Annotated in this window: 14 protein-coding genes; 12 read left to right on the top strand and 2 right to left on the bottom strand. The window is 72.4% G+C overall.

The features are described 5' to 3' along the window. Window positions 1-89 precede the first annotated feature (89 nt). Entirely contained in the window at window positions 90-2,750 is a 2,661-nt protein-coding gene (gene clpB / locus AB0E98_RS10085) for an ATP-dependent chaperone ClpB (RefSeq protein ID WP_361701510.1), read from the top strand. Window positions 2,751-2,828: 78 nt separating this feature from the next. After that, a complete protein-coding gene (locus AB0E98_RS10080) occupies window positions 2,829-3,350 on the top strand; it encodes a YbjN domain-containing protein (protein ID WP_361700765.1) in 522 nt (173 codons plus the stop codon). A gap of 28 nt (window positions 3,351-3,378) precedes the next feature. On the opposite strand, the gene AB0E98_RS10075 is transcribed toward AB0E98_RS10080, so the two are convergent. After that, the gene (locus AB0E98_RS10075) at window positions 3,379-4,605 is read right to left on the bottom strand and encodes a hypothetical protein (RefSeq protein WP_361700763.1); all 1,227 of its coding nucleotides are present in this window, start codon (window positions 4,603-4,605) and stop codon (window positions 3,379-3,381) included. Between the two features lie 281 nt (window positions 4,606-4,886). Here AB0E98_RS10075 and AB0E98_RS10070 point away from each other — a divergent pair, with 281 nt between their 5' ends. From AB0E98_RS10070 to AB0E98_RS10060, 3 genes are all read left to right on the top strand, one after another. Continuing rightward, window positions 4,887-6,101: an aminotransferase class I/II-fold pyridoxal phosphate-dependent enzyme gene (locus AB0E98_RS10070; RefSeq protein WP_361701509.1), complete on the top strand. Its 1,215-nt coding sequence runs from the start codon at window positions 4,887-4,889 to the stop codon at window positions 6,099-6,101. Between the two features lie 369 nt (window positions 6,102-6,470). Next, window positions 6,471-6,989 (top strand): DUF2617 family protein, encoded by a 519-nt coding sequence (locus AB0E98_RS10065; protein ID WP_361700760.1) that lies wholly within the window; start codon window positions 6,471-6,473, stop codon window positions 6,987-6,989. 119 nt (window positions 6,990-7,108) lie between these two features. After that, a complete protein-coding gene (locus tag AB0E98_RS10060; RefSeq protein ID WP_361700757.1) occupies window positions 7,109-8,668 on the top strand; it encodes a polyamine aminopropyltransferase in 1,560 nt (519 codons plus the stop codon). Here AB0E98_RS10060 and AB0E98_RS10055 read toward each other — a convergent pair. Next, window positions 8,656-9,567, bottom strand: a complete 912-nt coding sequence (locus AB0E98_RS10055; RefSeq protein WP_361700754.1) for an AraC family transcriptional regulator — start codon at window positions 9,565-9,567, stop codon at window positions 8,656-8,658. The two genes, AB0E98_RS10060 and AB0E98_RS10055, sit on opposite strands and share 13 nt — an antisense overlap. 138 nt (window positions 9,568-9,705) lie before the next feature. Between AB0E98_RS10055 and AB0E98_RS10050 the strand changes: the two genes are divergently transcribed. The 7 genes from AB0E98_RS10050 to AB0E98_RS10020 all read left to right on the top strand — a co-directional run bounded on the left by AB0E98_RS10050 (window position 9,706) and on the right by AB0E98_RS10020 (window position 16,106). Further along, the gene (locus AB0E98_RS10050) at window positions 9,706-10,356 is read left to right on the top strand and encodes an NAD(P)H-binding protein (protein WP_361700752.1); all 651 of its coding nucleotides are present in this window, start codon (window positions 9,706-9,708) and stop codon (window positions 10,354-10,356) included. 78 nt (window positions 10,357-10,434) lie between these two features. Further along, on the top strand, window positions 10,435-11,217 hold the full coding sequence (locus AB0E98_RS10045) for an SRPBCC domain-containing protein (protein ID WP_361700749.1): 783 nt from the start codon (window positions 10,435-10,437) through the stop codon (window positions 11,215-11,217). A 141-nt stretch (window positions 11,218-11,358) separates the two neighbouring features. Continuing rightward, window positions 11,359-12,156, top strand: coding sequence for an aldose 1-epimerase (locus AB0E98_RS10040; protein ID WP_361700746.1), 798 nt, complete (start codon window positions 11,359-11,361; stop codon window positions 12,154-12,156). Window positions 12,157-12,166: 10 nt separating this feature from the next. Continuing rightward, window positions 12,167-12,715: an orotate phosphoribosyltransferase gene (gene pyrE / locus AB0E98_RS10035; RefSeq protein ID WP_361700743.1), complete on the top strand. Its 549-nt coding sequence runs from the start codon at window positions 12,167-12,169 to the stop codon at window positions 12,713-12,715. 252 nt (window positions 12,716-12,967) lie between these two features. After that, window positions 12,968-13,990: a class II fructose-bisphosphate aldolase gene (gene fbaA, locus AB0E98_RS10030; RefSeq protein ID WP_311612852.1), complete on the top strand. Its 1,023-nt coding sequence runs from the start codon at window positions 12,968-12,970 to the stop codon at window positions 13,988-13,990. A gap of 93 nt (window positions 13,991-14,083) precedes the next feature. Then, on the top strand, window positions 14,084-15,643 hold the full coding sequence (locus tag AB0E98_RS10025; RefSeq protein ID WP_361700741.1) for an MFS transporter: 1,560 nt from the start codon (window positions 14,084-14,086) through the stop codon (window positions 15,641-15,643). A 49-nt stretch (window positions 15,644-15,692) separates the two neighbouring features. After that, on the top strand, window positions 15,693-16,106 hold the full coding sequence (locus AB0E98_RS10020; RefSeq protein WP_361700738.1) for a DUF3151 domain-containing protein: 414 nt from the start codon (window positions 15,693-15,695) through the stop codon (window positions 16,104-16,106). The last annotated feature ends 13 nt before the right edge of the window (window positions 16,107-16,119 follow it).

Here is a 16,119-nt window from a genome sequence, read left to right as displayed (position 1 = left end):
GCTGTGCGGCCAAGGTTGAGTGGAATAGACTCAACTTATTGCATGTTCCCGCAGGCAAGCCCTGTGAGCACGAGGAGGAGCCCGTCACCGTGGACGCCGAGCTGACCAACAAGAGCCGGGAGGCGCTGAGCGCCGCGAACGACCGTGCCGTGTCGGCCGGGCACGCCGACCTGACGCCGGTCCACCTCCTGCTGGCCCTCCTGGCCGGCCAGGAGAACGAGAACGTGATGGATCTCCTCGCCGCCGTCGAGGCCGACGCCGCCGCGCTGCGGTCGGGGGCGGAGCGGCTGCTGGCGGGGCTGCCGAGCGTTCAGGGGTCGACCGTGGCGCCGCCGCAGCCGGACCGGGAGCTGATGGCCGTCCTCGCGGACGCCGCCGACCGCGCCCGTGACCTGGGCGACGAGTACATCTCGACCGAGCACCTGCTGATGGGCCTCGCCGCGCGCGGTGGCCGCAGCGGTGCCCTGCTGGACCAGCAGGGCGCTTCCGCCAAGAAGCTGCTGGAGGCGTTCGAGGCGGCCCGTGGCGGCCGGCGCGTGACGACCCCCGATCCGGAGGGCACGTACAAGGCGCTGGAGAAGTTCGGCACGGACTTCACGGCCGCCGCCCGCGACGGCAAGCTCGACCCCGTCATCGGCCGGGACCACGAGATCCGGCGCGTGGTGCAGGTGCTCTCGCGGCGGACGAAGAACAACCCCGTGCTCATCGGTGAGCCCGGCGTCGGCAAGACGGCCGTCGTCGAGGGGCTCGCGCAGCGGATAGTGAAGGGTGACGTCCCCGAGTCGCTGAAGAACAAGCGGCTGGTCGCCCTCGACCTGGGCGCGATGGTCGCGGGCGCGAAGTACCGGGGCGAGTTCGAGGAGCGGCTGAAGACCGTCCTGGCCGAGATCAAGGCCAGCGACGGCCAGATCATCACTTTCATCGACGAGCTCCACACCGTCGTGGGCGCCGGCGCCGGCGGGGACTCCGCCATGGACGCGGGCAACATGCTCAAGCCCATGCTGGCGCGCGGCGAGCTGCGCATGGTCGGCGCGACCACTCTCGACGAGTACCGCGAGCGGATCGAGAAGGACCCCGCGCTGGAGCGCCGCTTCCAGCAGGTGCTGGTGGCCGAGCCGTCCGTCGAGGACACCATCGCCATCCTGCGCGGCCTCAAGGGTCGTTACGAGGCGCACCACAAGGTGCAGATCGCCGACTCCGCGCTGGTCGCCGCCGCCACGCTCTCCGACCGGTACATCACCTCCCGCTTCCTGCCCGACAAGGCCATCGACCTCGTCGACGAGGCCGCGTCCCGGCTGCGCATGGAGATCGACTCCTCGCCCGTGGAGATCGACGAACTCCAGCGCGCCGTCGACCGGCTGAAGATGGAGGAGCTGGCCCTGCGCAACGAGGTGGACGAGGCCAGCAAGGAGCGCCTGGCCAAGCTCCGCCGCGACCTCGCCGACAAGGAGGAGGAGCTGCGCGGACTGACCGCCCGCTGGGAGAAGGAGAAGCAGTCCCTCAACCGCGTCGGTGAGCTGAAGGAGCGCCTGGACGATCTGCGGGTGCAGGCCGAGCGTGCCCAGCGCGACGGCGACTTCGACGCCGCCTCCAAGCTGCTCTACGGGGAGATCCCCGCCGTCGAGCGCGAGCTGGAGGAGGCCGCGAAGGCCGAGGTGGAGGCCGAGCAGGAGGCCGCCGCCAAGGACCTCATGGTCAAGGAGGACGTCGGCCCGGACGACATCGCCGACGTCGTCGCCTCCTGGACCGGCATCCCCGCCGGCCGGCTGCTGGAGGGCGAGACGCAGAAGCTGCTGCGCATGGAGGAGGAGCTGGGCAAGCGGCTGATCGGCCAGGCCGAGGCCGTACGCGCCGTCTCCGACGCCGTGCGGCGCTCGCGGGCCGGGATCGCCGACCCCGACCGTCCCACCGGCTCGTTCCTCTTCCTCGGCCCCACCGGCGTCGGCAAGACCGAGCTGGCCAAGGCGCTCGCCGACTTCCTCTTCGACGACGAGCGGGCGATGGTCCGCATCGACATGAGCGAGTACGGCGAGAAGCACTCCGTCGCCCGCCTGGTCGGCGCGCCCCCCGGCTACGTCGGCTACGAGGAGGGCGGCCAGCTCACCGAGGCCGTGCGCCGCCGCCCGTACACGGTGGTGCTGCTGGACGAGGTGGAGAAGGCCCACCACGAGGTCTTCGACATCCTGCTCCAGGTCCTGGACGACGGCCGGCTCACCGACGGCCAGGGCCGGACAGTGGACTTCCGCAACACCATCCTCATCCTCACCTCCAACCTCGGCTCGGCCTTCCTGATGGACCCGTTGCTGAAGGAGGAGCAGAAGAAGGAGAAGGTGCTGGAGACCGTCCGCGCCTCCTTCCGCCCCGAATTCCTCAACCGGCTCGACGACACCGTGGTCTTCCACCCGCTGGGCACCGACCAGCTGGAGCGGATCGCCCGTATCCAGATCGGCCACCTCCAGCGCCGCCTCGCCGACCGCCGGCTCACCCTGGACGTCAGCGACGCCGCGCTGCGCTGGCTCGCCTGGCTCGGTCACGAGCCGGGGGCGGAGGGCGCCGCCCAGCCGGACCTCGCCTATGGCGCGCGGCCGCTGCGCCGGCTGGTTCAGACCGCCATCGGCGACCGGCTCGCCCGCGCGATCCTCTCCGGGGAGGTCCGCGACGGCGACACCGTCCGCGTCGATGTGGCCGACGGGGCGGAGGCGCTCACCGTTTCGCCCGTTCGGGAAGAGGCGGCCGCGAAAACGGCGTGACATCCGGCGGGGCGGGGCTACCAGGCCCCGCCCGCGATGGGGGAGGATGGCGGGAGACCGTACGAAGGGAAGAAATCGGTGAGCATCGACCCGTCCTCGATTCCGAATTTCGGGAACCAGCCCGAGCCGCAGCCTGAGGCGGGCGCGAGCGGCCCCGTCATCCCGGACAAGGACCTGATCAAGCAGCTCCTGGAGCAGATGGAGCTCAAGTACGTCGTGGACGACGAGGGTGACCTCGCCGCGCCGTGGGAGCAGTTCCGGACGTACTTCATGTTCCGGGGCGAGGAGGAGCAGCAGGTCTTCTCCGTGCGCACGTTCTACGACCGTCCGCACGACATCGAGGCCAAGGGCAAGCTCCTTGAGGCCATCGACGACTGGAACCGCCGCACGCTGTGGCCGAAGGTCTACACCCACACCCACGACGACGGCACCGTCCGTCTGATCGGTGAGGCGCAGATGCTGATCGGCGTCGGCGTGGCCCTGGAGCACTTCGTCTCCAGCACGGTCAGCTGGGTGCGCGCCTCGATCGAGTTCGACAAGTGGCTCGTCGAGCAGCTGGGCCTGGAGGCCGACATCGAGAAGCCGGACGACGAGGCCTGAGCCTTCGGCGTCCGCGTCGCCGAAGCGGTTACATCGGGACCCTGGCCACGGTCAGCAGATAGGTCCCGTAGAGGAACGAGAGCCCGGCCAGCGCGCCGATCGTCACGACGACGGTGCGCGGCCGGGCTCTCGCCATCGCCACGGCGGCCGGCAGCAGCAGCGGAAACGCCGGCAGCAGGAACCGCGGCTTGGAGGCGAAGTAGCTGGAGCCGCCGACCGCGATGACGGCCAGCACCAGCGCGTACGCCAGCAGCGCGGCGGGCGGCCGGTCCAGGGCCAGGAAGACCAGGGCGACGAGGGCGACGGCGAGGATCGCCAGGGTGACGTAGTACGCCATGGAGTCCCGGCCGGTGAACAGGTGCCGGGTGAAGAGGAAGGCGTCGCGCCCGAAGTCGAAGCGCGAGCCCCACAGCCGCTGCACCCTGAAGTAGCCCAGCGGCCCGCCCCCGGAGTGGAGGCCGGCCCAGACGACGTAGCCGGCCCAGCCCAGCGGCGCCATGGCCGTGCCCGCCCAGACCCGCCGGTCCCGGCGGGCGTCCGGGTCGCGCCACAGGGCGACGGCCGCGGCGACGGCGATCGCGGCGGCGACGGCGATCGCGTTGGGCCGGGAGAGCCCGGCGAGCAGCGCCAGTGCCCCGGCCCAGAGCCAGCGGCGGGTGCACAGGGCGTAGAGCGACCAGGCGGCCAGCGCGGTCATCAGGGACTCGGTGTACGCCATGGTCTGCACGATCGCGTGCGGCAGCAGCCCCCACAGCAGCACCAGGACCGTCCCCACGCGGCGGCCGTGCAGTCGCTCGCCGACCGCGTAGACGCCCCAGGCGGCGGCCCCGGCGGCCGCCCACGCGACCAGGAGCCCGGCCGTGACGACGGTGACCGGCAGGACGGCCACGACGCCCCGGACCAGCCCGGGGTAGAGGGGGAAGAAGGCGAGGTCGTTGTAGAAGACGCCTTTGGTGGTGGGCGAGGGGACGACCAGGCCGTAGCCGTGGCGGGCGATGCCCGCGTACCAGATGCCGTCCCAGAGGTGGCCGAGCAGGGTGCGCGGGTGCTTGCCGATCCACCAGGCCCACGCGGCCATCACCGTCATGCCGGTCAGCCGGGTGGCGGCGTAGAGCCCGAGCGCGGGCAGGGCTCGGCGCAGCGCCGCGCGCACGCGGTCGGTACGGCCGGGACGGCGGCGGCCCTGGGGGGCGCGGCGCGGTTCGGGGGCCCGGACGGGCACTGCGTCGCGGTGGACGGCGGGGCCGGCGGACACGGGGTACCTCCGGTGCGGGACGGGACGGTCGAGGCATACCGACCGGAACGATCGAGGCATACCGACCATGCGGCGCGGTCCTCGCGCGCGCGACCGGGAAACGCCCGTAAGCGGCGTGCCTTCCACCCGCTCGGCCGCACCCCGGAGTGTCGGCATGCCGGTGGGCCGCCCGGTGTGCTGAGGCCCTCGGCGTCCTGGGCGGCGCCCGCGTGCCCCGCCTATCGTGATCTCGATCGTCCGGACCGGAATGACCCGATGGGACAACGGGAGTGGGGATGAGCATGGACACCAGGGAGATGGGCTGGCGCCCGGCGGAGCGGGTGCGGGGCATGGGGGAGTCGGTCTTCACGGAGATGACCGAGCTGGCGCGGCGGACCGGGGCGGTCAACCTGGGCCAGGGCGTGCCCGAACTGGACGGCCCCCGCCCGCTGCTGGAGGAGGCCGCCGCGGCGGTGCTGGCGGGCGCCAACCAGTACCCGCCCGCCTATGGCTTCCCCGCGCTGCGCGAGGCCGTCGCCGGGCACCAGCGGCGGCGGTACGGGCTGGAGTACGCGCCGCAGGGCGAGGTGCTGGTGACCACGGGTGCCACGGAGGCGATCGCGGCGGCGCTGATGGCGCTGTGCGATCCGGGTGACGAGGTGCTCGCCTTCGACCCCTGCTACGACGCCTATCCGGCGGTGGCCCGCTTCGCCGGGGCCCGGCTGGTGCCCGTACCCCTGGCCGAGGAGACCGCCGGGGAAGCCACTGGGGGGACTGCCGGGGGCGCGCCGGGTTTCGCGTTGGACCTGGACGCGCTGCGGGCCGCCGTCACCGGCCGTACCCGCGTCCTGATGCTCAACACCCCGCACAATCCCACCGGGAAGGTGTTCACGGCGGCGGAGCTGGCGGCGATCGCGGAGCTCTGCCGGGAGCGCGATCTGACGGTGGTGACGGACGAGGTCTACGAGCACCTGGTCTACGACGACGCGCCGCACCGGACGATCGCCGCCCTGCCGGGGATGCGGGAGCGGACCCTGACCATCTCCTCGGCCGGCAAGACCTTCAACGTCACGGGGTGGAAGGTCGGCTGGGTGTGCGGTCCGGCCCGGCTGGTGTCGGCGGTGGCGGCGGCGAAACAATTCCTCACCTATGCGTCCGGTACGCCCTATCAGGAGGCGCTCGCGCGGGCATTGGGGGGCGTGGAGGAGTGGGCGGGGGAGCTCCGGCGCACTCTGCGCCGTAACCGGGATCTGCTGAGCGAGGGGCTCACCCGGGCCGGTCTGCGCCCCTATCGCGCGGAGGCGGGCTATTTCCTCCAGGCGGACATCCGCGCGTGGGGGCACGCGGACGGCGTGCGATTCTGCCGTGAACTGCCGCTGCGCGCCGGGGTGGTGGCGATTCCCACCTCTGCCTTCCAGCTCGCTCCGGACGCCCCCTCCCATCTGGTGCGTTTCTCCTTCTGCCGGCGGGAGAAGTCCGTGATCGAGGCCGTGGAGAAGCTGATCGCCGCCGCTTGATCGGGAGATTTGCAAGGGGCTCATGCCCAGCCGCATATGCGTCCGGCGGGTTTTCCGTATCCGCCGGACGCCGATGTGTTGAACTTATGTGCGCCGGTCTGTTGAACATTTGAACTGTATGGCCCTCGGGTGGATGGAAAGTTGCAGATGATGGGTAAAACCGCTGTGGGCGCCGCTCTTTCGTGATTCCCTCTCAATCAGAGCCACGTTGAGACAATCCCCGGGAATCCCCGGCACACCGGAATGGCCCCTGCCGGAACCGGTCCGCGGGACCTCAAATGTGGGCATGAGCCGGCGCACTCGATCAGGAATCTGGTCCTCCTCGGGGCGGGCCGGCCCACCCTCCACTGCCGCTCGCGGAGCCGACCCATGCTCACCACCCTCAAGACCACCTACACCGATACCCGCGCCGCCGATCTCGCCTGGTGTCTGGGGAAGGACCCCCTGCCCGCGCTGGCGGTGCTCGACCTGCAACTCGACGACTCGGCGGTGCAGTTGCGCCTGCTGGGCGCCTCCCACCAGGTCATACTCGAAGAGGAGGACGGAGTCTGCTCGGAGACGGTCGCCTGCATACCCGGCAGCCAGACCCCGCTGCCCCTGGGTGTCGCCAAGCGCGTGGGCGCGTGGGAGTACGAGTTCGCGGCACGGGTGGAGACCCTCTCGCGATGTTCGTTCGCGGGCCGCGCCCAGGAGCTCCTGGCGCTGGTCGCCGAACACCCCCAGGGGCTGGCCGGAACGTTTCCCGGCGATCCCCACGCCTTCACGGCCCTGCTCGCCCAGCGCCGCGACGGCCAGATCAGCTGGCGCACCTGGCACGCGTACCCCCAGGAGGGGCGGCTGGTGGCCACCCGGACCCGGGTCGGCGTGCGGATGACCGCGCCCCTGTGAGAGATCCCGTGAGAGATTCCTGAGAGATGACCGGACCCCTGTGGGAGTCGCCCAGGCGCGTGAATATTAAACCCGTGTGGGTGACAAGGGGGCCCTGGTTCGTGACGTAGCGTTACCGCATGGTCCTCCACCGCCCGGTACCGGCGCGGCTGCCCGTACCGGCCGGGCTCGGCCGTCTCGCCGTGCTGACCACGGTCTTCATCTGCGCCGCCTGCGGCCTCGTCTACGAGCTGGAGCTGGTCGCCCTCGCCTCCTACCTCCTCGGCGACTCCGTCACCCAGGCGTCCGTCGTGCTGTCGGTCATGGTCTTCGCCATGGGCGTCGGCTCGCTGCTCGCCAAACGGCTGCGCGCCCGCCCGGCGCTCGGCTTCGCCGCCGTCGAGGCGGTGCTCGCGCTGACCGGCGGCCTCTCCGCCATGGCGCTCTACGCCTGCTTCGCCTGGTACGGACAGGCCCGGCTCGCCATGGTGGCCTTCTCGCTCACGATCGGGGTGCTCATCGGCGCCGAAGTGCCGCTGCTGATGACGCTCATCCAGCGCATCCGCCGCCAGGACGCGGGCTGTGCGGTCGCCGACCTCTTCGCCGCCGACTATGTGGGCGCCTTGGTCGGCGGGCTCGCCTTTCCCTTCCTTCTGCTGCCCGCGCTGGGCCAGTTGACGGGCGCCCTGGTCACCGGCGCGGTCAACGCTGTGGCGGGCGGGGCGCTGGTGCTCTGGCTCTTCCGGCGCGATCTGTCGACGAGGGCCCGCTGGGCGCTGCTCACCGCCAACGGCCTGGTGCTGGTGGTGCTGGCGGCGTGCTCGGTGCTCACCGGCCCCTTCGAACGGGCCGCCCGGCAGGCCGTCTACGGCGCGGACGTAAGGGTCGCGGTGCGGTCGGGGGTCCAGGAGGTGGTGCTGACCGGCGGGGACGGCGACGGGCGGCCGCTCTCCCTCTTCCTCGACGGCCGGCTGAAGGTCAGCGGGGACGTGGAGTCCCGCTATCACGAGGCGCTCGTCCACCCCGCCATGGCCGGGGCGCACCGCAGTGTCCTCGTCCTCGGCGGCGGCGACGGCCTCGCCGTCCGCGAGGTGCTGCGCTACGCCGATGTCCGCTCCGTGACCGTCGTCGAGCTCGACCCCGAGGTGCTGCGGCTGGCCCGGACCGACCCCGGCCTCGTCTCTCTCAACCGCCGCGCGTACCGCGATCCACGGGTGCGGGTGGTGACCGCCGACGCCTTCGACTGGCTGCGCGAGGGCCGGCCGGCCGCCGGCCCGTACGACGTGGTGATCTCCGATCTGCCCGACCCCGGGCTCACGCCCAGCACCAAGCTCTACTCCCAGGAGTTCTACGGGCTGGTGACGCGCGTCCTCGCCCCGGGCGGCCGAATAGCCGTGCACGGGGGGGACCTCGACGCCCGGCCGCATGTCTTCTGGACCGTCGACGCGACGCTGCGGTCCGTGGGGCTGCGCACCGCGCCCTATCGCGCGGCCGCCTCCCAGGGGCGGGGGGCGCCCGAGCGGGACTGGGGGTGCCTGCTGGCCGCGCGGGCGCCGGTACGGCTGGCGCTGGCCGAGGCCCGGCCGCCCCTGCCGTCCCTCACCCCGGAGACGCTGCGTGCCGAGGGCCGGGCGGCCGAGCGCCGCAAGGAGGCGGGCGCCCTGCCGTCGACGCTGATGCACCCGCGCTACGCGGGCTGACCGCGTAGGGCCGTCCGGAAGGCGCCGGGGGTGTCTCCCGCGCGCTGCTGGAAGAACTTGGAGAAATTGGCGGCGTCGGCGAAGCCGAGCCGTTCGGCGATCCGCGCGGCGGGCAGCTCGCTGTGCGCCAGCAGCCGTTTGGCCTCCAGCATCACCCGGCGGTCGACGAACTCCTTCGCCCCGACCCCGGCCGCCGCCAGGGTGGCCCGTGACAGGGTGCGGGGTGCGTAGCCCAGGGTCCGGGCGTAGTCGGCCACCCGGCGATGAGCGGCGAAGTCGCGCTCCACGGCGGCCCGGAACCGCATAAAGGCGTCCCCGGGGGCGGGCAGGCCGCTCACGGGAGCGGAGGCGTGCGTCAGCCGCAGCACCAGCACCGAGAACAGATGGCGCAACACCTCCGTGCGGATGGCGGAGGCCAGCCGCTCGCCGGTGCGGTAGTCCGTCGCCAGATGGCGCACGGCGCAGAAGACGGCCTCCTCGTCCTCGCCGCCCGGCCGCCACAGCACCGGCCCGAACGGGTCGTCCGCCGCCTCGGAGACCGCCGTGCCCGGGGGAATGAAACCCGGCTGGACGAGGACGACCGTGCCCTCGATCGCGTCGACGTCACCGAACTGCTGGACCTGCCCGGGGCGGACCCACAGCACCGATCCCGCGTCGAGGGTGTGGGTGCGGAAGTCCACGGTGTGGACGGCGGAGCCGGCGTCCACGGCGACGAGCTGGTGGAAGTCCAGCCGCTGCGGCCTGGGCAGCAGCCCCTCGGGGGCCCGCTCGCGCAGCTCGGCCACGGTCATCACCTCCAGCCCGGGCGGGGCGCCGGGCGGGGGCTCGTACGCGAGCTCCAGGATGCCGCCGTCGCTCTCGACGGACGTGCACGGGGCAGTGTGTCGCTTTTTCACCATGGGAAGACGCGAGCCTACCTGGCCGGGTGAGGCGGCCGCTCCTAGCGTGGTCATTGCGTACCACGCGTACACATCACCACAGCTACACCACCTACACGTCACCACACGTCCTTGAACCGTGCGACAGGAGACACCCTCATGGCGAAGATCGCCCTCTTCGGAGCCAACGGCACCATCGGCACCCGCGTCCTGCGCGAGGCGCTGGACCGCGGCCACCAGGTCACGGCCGTCGTCCGCGACCCCGCCAAGCTCACCGAGCAGCACCCGAACCTCACCGTCACCACCGGTGACGTCCTCGACCCGGTCTCGGTCGCCGCGGTGGCCAAGGGCCAGGACGTCGTCGTCAGCGCCGTCGGCGGCGGCGACGGCCCCGGCCACATCGCCACCATCAAGCCCGCGGCGGAGTCGCTGGTCACCGGCCTGCGCACGCTCGGCGACACGGCCCCCCGGCTGATCACGGTCGGCGGCGCGGGCTCGCTGCGCACCCCGGACGGCAAGCAGGTCTGGGACGCGGAGGGGCTGCCGGAGTTCCTGCTCCAGATCATGCACGCGCACGGCGACGCGCTGGACTTCTACCGCACGGTCTCCGACGTCCGATGGACCAATGTCTCCCCGGCCGCCCTGATCGAGCCCGGCGAGCGCTCGGGCACCTACCGCAGCGCGCTCAACGACCTCGTCGTGGACGCGGCGGGCAAGAGCCGGATCTCCGTCGAGGACTACGCTGTGGCGCTGATCGACGAGATCGAGACGCCCAAGCACGTCGGAGAGCGTTTCACTGTCGGAGACTGACCGTCTTCTGACGGAAAGTTCGATCGGATTCGACCGGGGCGGGCCTGGTGCGGGGCCCGGTGGGTAGGCTCGCTAGCTATGGAGCATGAGGTGTTCGTTCCGTTTCCCGTCGGTGCGGTGCGGCGGGTCCTCTCCGACCCCGCGCGCGTCGCCCGCTGCGTCCCCGGCCTCCAGCAGGACGCCTCGTCCGGTGCCGCCCTCACCGGGCGGCTCCGGCTGCGCATCGGCGGATCCACGATCACCTACCGGGGTGAGATGCGGCTGACCGAGCGGGACGGCTCGTACGAGCTCTCCGGCGAGGGCACCGAGGCCCGGGGCTCCGGCACGGTGACGCTCACGCTGAGCGCGCAGCCGGAGGAGACGCCCGGGGGCACCCGGCTGAGCTGCACGGGAACGGTCGCCGGCGTGGGCCGGCTCGCGGAGTTCGACGCGAAGACCGCCGAGTCCGTGGCGCGGCGGCTGCTCGACCGCTTCGGGGCGGCGCTGGCGGAGGAGCTGCGGGAGGACGCGGCGGAGGTGCCGGTGGTGTCGGCGAAGCCGGATGGCGACGGCGCCGGGGCCGCCGAGTCCGTCGAGCCCGACGGTGACGGCGAGGAGGACGGGCCGCTCGGCGGGGCGGGCGGCTTCGAGGACGACGTCCTCGACGGCGAGCCCCTGGCGGAGGCGGCGCACGCCCGCCGCACGATGATCGGCCGCAGCGCGGAGGAGGTCGACCACGCGCCGCCGCGTGGGCGCTACGCGCCGGTGCCGGCGCCCGAGGCGGCCACGGGCACGGCGGTGCTGCGGTGGGCCGCGCCGGCGGCGGCGATCGCCCTGGCGGGTGCGGTGGTTGTCACCCGCGCGTTCCGCCGCAGGCGCTGAGCGCCGCGTACAGGTGCGGCCCGGTGGGCCGGTTTGTGCCCACCCTCCCCCGGCTACCGCTGGGAGGTGCCCCCGGCCCTGCGGAACGCCTGCCCGCAAACCGGCAGGTCGGCGCCGGCCGCAGGCCCTAGGGTCAATCCCGTGAGCGAAAACGTAACGTTGGCCGCCGGCCGCGCCGAAGTGACCGTGGACCCGGGCAATGGATGCCGGCTCGCCGGCCTCAGGATCGACGGAGTCGAGCTGCTCCGCCAAGGCCCCCGCTATGGCGCCTTCCCCATGGTCCCGTGGTGCGGCCGCATCGCGCTCGGCCGCTTCCGGGACGGCGGCGAGACCCACCAGATGCCCATCAACTCCGCCCCGCACGCCATCCACGGCACCGGCCGGGACGTCGCCTGGCGTACCGCCCGGGCCGATGAGCGCTCCGCCGCGTTCACCTACGACCTTGGCGACCCCTGGCCGTACAGCGGCCGGGTCACCCAACTGGTGGAGCTGACGGAGGAATCCCTCACCCTCACCATGGGCGTCGAGACCTATGAGGACTCCTTCCCGGCGCAGGCCGGCTGGCACCCCTGGTTCCTGCGGAACCTCGGCATGGGCAAGGACGTGGAGATCGGCTTCCGGCCGTCCTGGCAGGAGGAGCGCGGCGACGACCACCTCCCCACCGGACAGCGGATCGATCCCCGGCCCGGCCCCTGGGACGACTGCTTCGGGATGCCCGACGGCGTCGACGTCACCCTCACCTGGCCCGGCGCCCTGGAGCTGAAGGTCACCAGCCGCGCCGAATGGGTCGTGGTCTACGACGAGCAGACCGAAGCGGTGTGCGTGGAACCGCAGTCCGGACCGCCCAACGGGCTGAACACCGACCCCCGCCTCGTCACCCCGATCGACCCCCTGGAGATCGCCACGACCTGGACCTGGCGGTCCCTGGGCCTGGCCTAAGCTCATGGACATGAGCGAAGCGCGCGAGGCACTGCTGGGCCAGATCAAGGACAAGGCCGTGATCCACGGCAAGGTCACCCTCTCCTCCGGCATGGAGGCCGACTACTACATCGACCTGCGCCGGGTCACCCTGGACGGCACGGCCGCGCCGCTGGTCGGGCAGGTCATGCTCGACACGACGGCCGAGCTCGAGTTCGACGCCGTGGGCGGCCTGACCATGGGCGCCGACCCGGTGGCGACCGCGATGCTGCACGCCGCCGCGGCGCGCGGGAAGTCGCTGGACGCCTTCGTCGTGCGGAAGGCGGCCAAGGCCCACGGTCTCCAGCGCCGTATCGAGGGCGCCGAGATCAAGGGCCGCCGCGTCCTGGTGGTCGAGGACACCTCCACCACCGGTGGCTCGCCGCTCACGGCCGTCGAGGCCGTGCGCGAGGCCGGCGGCGAGGTCGTCGCGGTCGCCACGATCGTGGACCGGGCGACCGGTGCCGCCGAGAAGATCAGCGAGACCGCGGGCGTTCCCTACGTCTACGCCTACTCCCTGGACGAGCTCGGCCTGGCCTGATCCGTCGGCCCGGCCTACTGGCCTGACCTGCTGTTTCTTGGGAATTCGCGCGAAAGTGCGAGCCCCGTTCGGCTCTGAGGGGCGCGGTGTTTCACGTGAAACACCGCGCCCTTCGGTTATTCCGTTCAAGATCCGTGACCAGCACCATGTGGAGCAATTTCGGGAGTCTGGGAAGATGGGTTCGACGATGACCGTCGCCCCCTAGGTCAGGGCCCGTTTAGCCCGTACCCGCACATCACAAGGAGCGGACAGATGCCCATCGCAACCCCCGAGGTCTACAACGAGATGCTCGACCGGGCGAAGGCAGGCAAGTTCGCCTACCCGGCCATCAATGTGACCTCGACGCAGACTCTGCACGCCGCCCTGCGCGGCTTCGCCGAGGCGGAGAGCGACGGCATCATCCAGATCTCCACCGGTGGCGCGGAATTCCTGGGTGGCCAGTACAGCAAGGACATGGTCTCGGGCGCCGTCGCCCTCGCCGAGTTCGCGCACGTCGTCGCCAAGAAGTACCCGGTGAACATCGCGCTGCACACCGACCACTGCCCGAAGGACAAGCTGGACGGCTATGTCCGCCCGCTGCTCGCGATCTCCCAGGAGCGCGTCGCCGCCGGTCAGAACCCGCTCTTCCAGTCCCACATGTGGGACGGCTCCGCCGAGAAGCTCGACGAGAACCTGGCCATCGCCAAGGAGCTCCTCGCCGAGGCCGTGAAGGCGAAGATCATCCTTGAGGTCGAGATCACCCCGACCGGTGGCGAGGAGGACGGCGTCTCCCACGAGATCAACGACGACCTCTACACCACCGTCTCGGACGTCGAGCGCACCGCCGAGGCCCTGGGCCTGGGCGAGAAGGGCCGCTACCTGCTGGCCGCCTCCTTCGGCAACGTCCACGGCGTCTACAAGCCGGGCAACGTCGTGCTCCGCCCCGAGCTGCTCCGTGACCTCCAGGACGGCATCGCCGCCAAGCACGGCAAGGCCGACCCGTTCGACTTCGTCTTCCACGGCGGCTCCGGCTCCACCGAGGAGGAGATCCGCACCGCGCTGGAGAACGGCGTCGTGAAGATGAACCTCGACACCGACACCCAGTACGCCTTCACCCGCCCGGTGGCGGCCCACATGTTCAAGAACTACGACGGCGTCCTGAAGGTCGACGGCGAGGTCGGCGACAAGAAGACCTACGACCCGCGCACCTGGGGCAAGCTCGCCGAGGCGAGCATGGCCGCGCGTGTCACCAAGGCCTGCGCCGACCTGCGCTCCACCGGCACCAAGCTGAAGTAACCCCTCGCGGGTCAGGGGCCCGGCACGGTTCGTACGAACCGTGCCGGGCCCTTTCCTGTGGCCGCGACGGCGCCCGCACGAGATGATCCGGACATGAGCGACTCCGCGCGGGACCCCGGGCGGGTGTCCCCCCAGCCGGACGAGCCGGAGGCCGGCCCGGGCGCCGGGCCGCCCGGCACCGCCGCCGTACGCCTCGGCACCCCCACCGGCCGGTGGGTCGTGCTGACGACCGTCCTCGGCTCGGGCATGGCGCTGCTCGACAGCACCGTCGTCAATGTCGCGCTGCCCCACATCGGCCGGGACCTGGGCGCCGACCTCGCCGCCCTCCAGTGGACGGTCAACGCCTACATGCTCACCCTCGCCGGGCTGATCCTCCTCGGCGGCTCGCTGGGCGACCGCTACGGCCGCCGCCGGGTGTTCGTGATCGGCGTGGTGTGGTTCGCCCTGGCCTCGCTGCTGTGCGGCATCGCGCCCGACGTCCGGGTGCTCATCGCCGCCCGGGCCCTCCAGGGCGTCGGCGGCGCGCTGCTCACCCCGGGCTCGCTCGCGGTGCTCCAGGCGGTCTTCCACCCCGACGACCGGGCGGCCGCGGTGGGCGCCTGGTCGGGTCTGGGCGGGGTGGCCGCGGCCGTCGGCCCGTTCGTCGGCGGCTGGCTGGTGGACGGGCCCGGCTGGCGCTGGGTGTTCCTGATCAACCTCCCGCCCGCCGCCCTGTGCGTCCTCGTCGCCCGGCGGCACGTCCCTGAGACCAGGGACCCCACGGCCCGCGGCCGCTTCGACGCCGCCGGCGCCGCGCTGGGCGCGCTCACCCTCGCCGCCGTGACCTACGCGCTGATCGCCGCCCCCGACAAGGGCCTCTCGGCCTGGGTGATCGTCCCCGCGGTCGCGGGCGTCCTGCTGGGGGTGGCCTTCATCCGGGTCGAGCGGCGCCGGCCCGATCCGATGCTGCCGCTCGGGATCTTCCGCGTCCGGCTGTTCTCGTCCGTCAACGTCGTCACGTTCTTCGTCTACGCGGCCTTCAGCGGCTTCTTCTTCCTCTCCGTCCTCCAGCTCCAGGTCGTCGTGGGCTGGTCCGCCCTGGAGGCCGGTACGGCCCTGCTGCCCACGACCGTGCTGATGCTGCTGCTGTCCTCCCGCTCGGGCCGAATAGCCCAGCGCGTCGGGCCGCGCGTCCCGCTCACGGCCGGGCCGCTGCTGTGCGCGGTGGGCATGCTGCTGATGACGCGCGTCGGGCACGGAGCCTCCTACTGGCGGGACGTGCTGCCCCCGCTCGTCGTCCTCGGCCTGGGCATGGTCACGCTGGTCGCGCCGCTCACCGCCACGGTCCTGGCCTCCGTCGACGTGGCCCGGGCAGGGCTGGCCAGCGGCATCAACAACGCCGCCGCCCGGGCCGCCGGACTGATCGCCGTGGCCGCGCTGCCGCTGGCGGCGGGCATGGGGCCGGACGCCTACCGGGACCCGGCGGCCTTCTCCGGCGCGTTCGACCTGGCCATGGTCTACTGCGCCGGAGCGCTGGTCATCGGCGCCGGAATCGCCTGGTGGACGATCCGAGAGCCGAAACCGGCGTCCTGCCACCCGGAGTGCGCCTTCCACTGCGGGGTGACCGCGCCGCCACTGGACCCGGGGGACGCCGCCGGTAACGCGGAACGATGACCCCGAGGGGACCTCCGGCACCACGCACGGCTGCGGCAGACTGGGCCCCATGTCCATTCACGAGAACCTGCTCGGGGGACCGCCCCCGACCCATCTGCCCGACGACCCCGAGCCGCGCGAGCTCCTCGCCTCCGGCGCGGCCCCCGCCGAGGTCGCCGCCAAGTACCCGGCGTCCTCGCTGGCCTGGGCGCAGCTCGCCGACGACGCGTTCGAGGCCGGCCGGACCGTCGAGTCGTACGCCTACGCCCGCACCGGCTACCACCGCGGCCTCGACGCGCTGCGCCGCAGCGGCTGGAAGGGCCACGGCCCGGTGCCCTTCGAGCACGAGCCCAACCGCGGCTTCCTGCGCGCCCTCCACGCCCTCGCCCGCGCCGCCCAGGCGATCGGCGAGCAGGAGGAGTACGAGCGGTGCAGCACGTTCCTCCGCGACAGCTCCCCGACGGCCGCCAGCACCCTCGGCTGACGTCCCCGACGTT

The sequence above is a fragment of the Streptomyces sp. NPDC037389 genome, assembly GCF_040636475.1.
GTDB lineage: Bacteria > Actinomycetota > Actinomycetes > Streptomycetales > Streptomycetaceae > Streptomyces > Streptomyces hesseae.
Note: the sequence above shows the minus strand (reverse complement) of the source record. Positions and strands in the feature narration are given on the sequence as shown.

Bases quoted from the DNA above. Each gene is read 5' to 3' on its own strand.
- AB0E98_RS10060 (WP_361700757.1), top strand. From the start codon at position 7,109: ATGGTCCTCCACCGCCCGGTACCGGCGCGGCTGCCCGTACCGGCCGGG.
- fbaA (WP_311612852.1), top strand. From the start codon at position 12,968: ATGCCCATCGCAACCCCCGAGGTCTACAACGAGATGCTCGACCGGGCG.
- AB0E98_RS10065 (WP_361700760.1), top strand. From the start codon at position 6,471: ATGCTCACCACCCTCAAGACCACCTACACCGATACCCGCGCCGCCGAT.
- pyrE (WP_361700743.1), top strand. From the start codon at position 12,167: ATGAGCGAAGCGCGCGAGGCACTGCTGGGCCAGATCAAGGACAAGGCC.
- AB0E98_RS10025 (WP_361700741.1), top strand. From the start codon at position 14,084: ATGAGCGACTCCGCGCGGGACCCCGGGCGGGTGTCCCCCCAGCCGGAC.
- AB0E98_RS10055 (WP_361700754.1), bottom strand. From the start codon at position 9,567: ATGGTGAAAAAGCGACACACTGCCCCGTGCACGTCCGTCGAGAGCGAC.
- AB0E98_RS10050 (WP_361700752.1), top strand. From the start codon at position 9,706: ATGGCGAAGATCGCCCTCTTCGGAGCCAACGGCACCATCGGCACCCGC.
- AB0E98_RS10045 (WP_361700749.1), top strand. From the start codon at position 10,435: ATGGAGCATGAGGTGTTCGTTCCGTTTCCCGTCGGTGCGGTGCGGCGG.
- AB0E98_RS10070 (WP_361701509.1), top strand. From the start codon at position 4,887: ATGGACACCAGGGAGATGGGCTGGCGCCCGGCGGAGCGGGTGCGGGGC.
- AB0E98_RS10020 (WP_361700738.1), top strand. From the start codon at position 15,693: ATGTCCATTCACGAGAACCTGCTCGGGGGACCGCCCCCGACCCATCTG.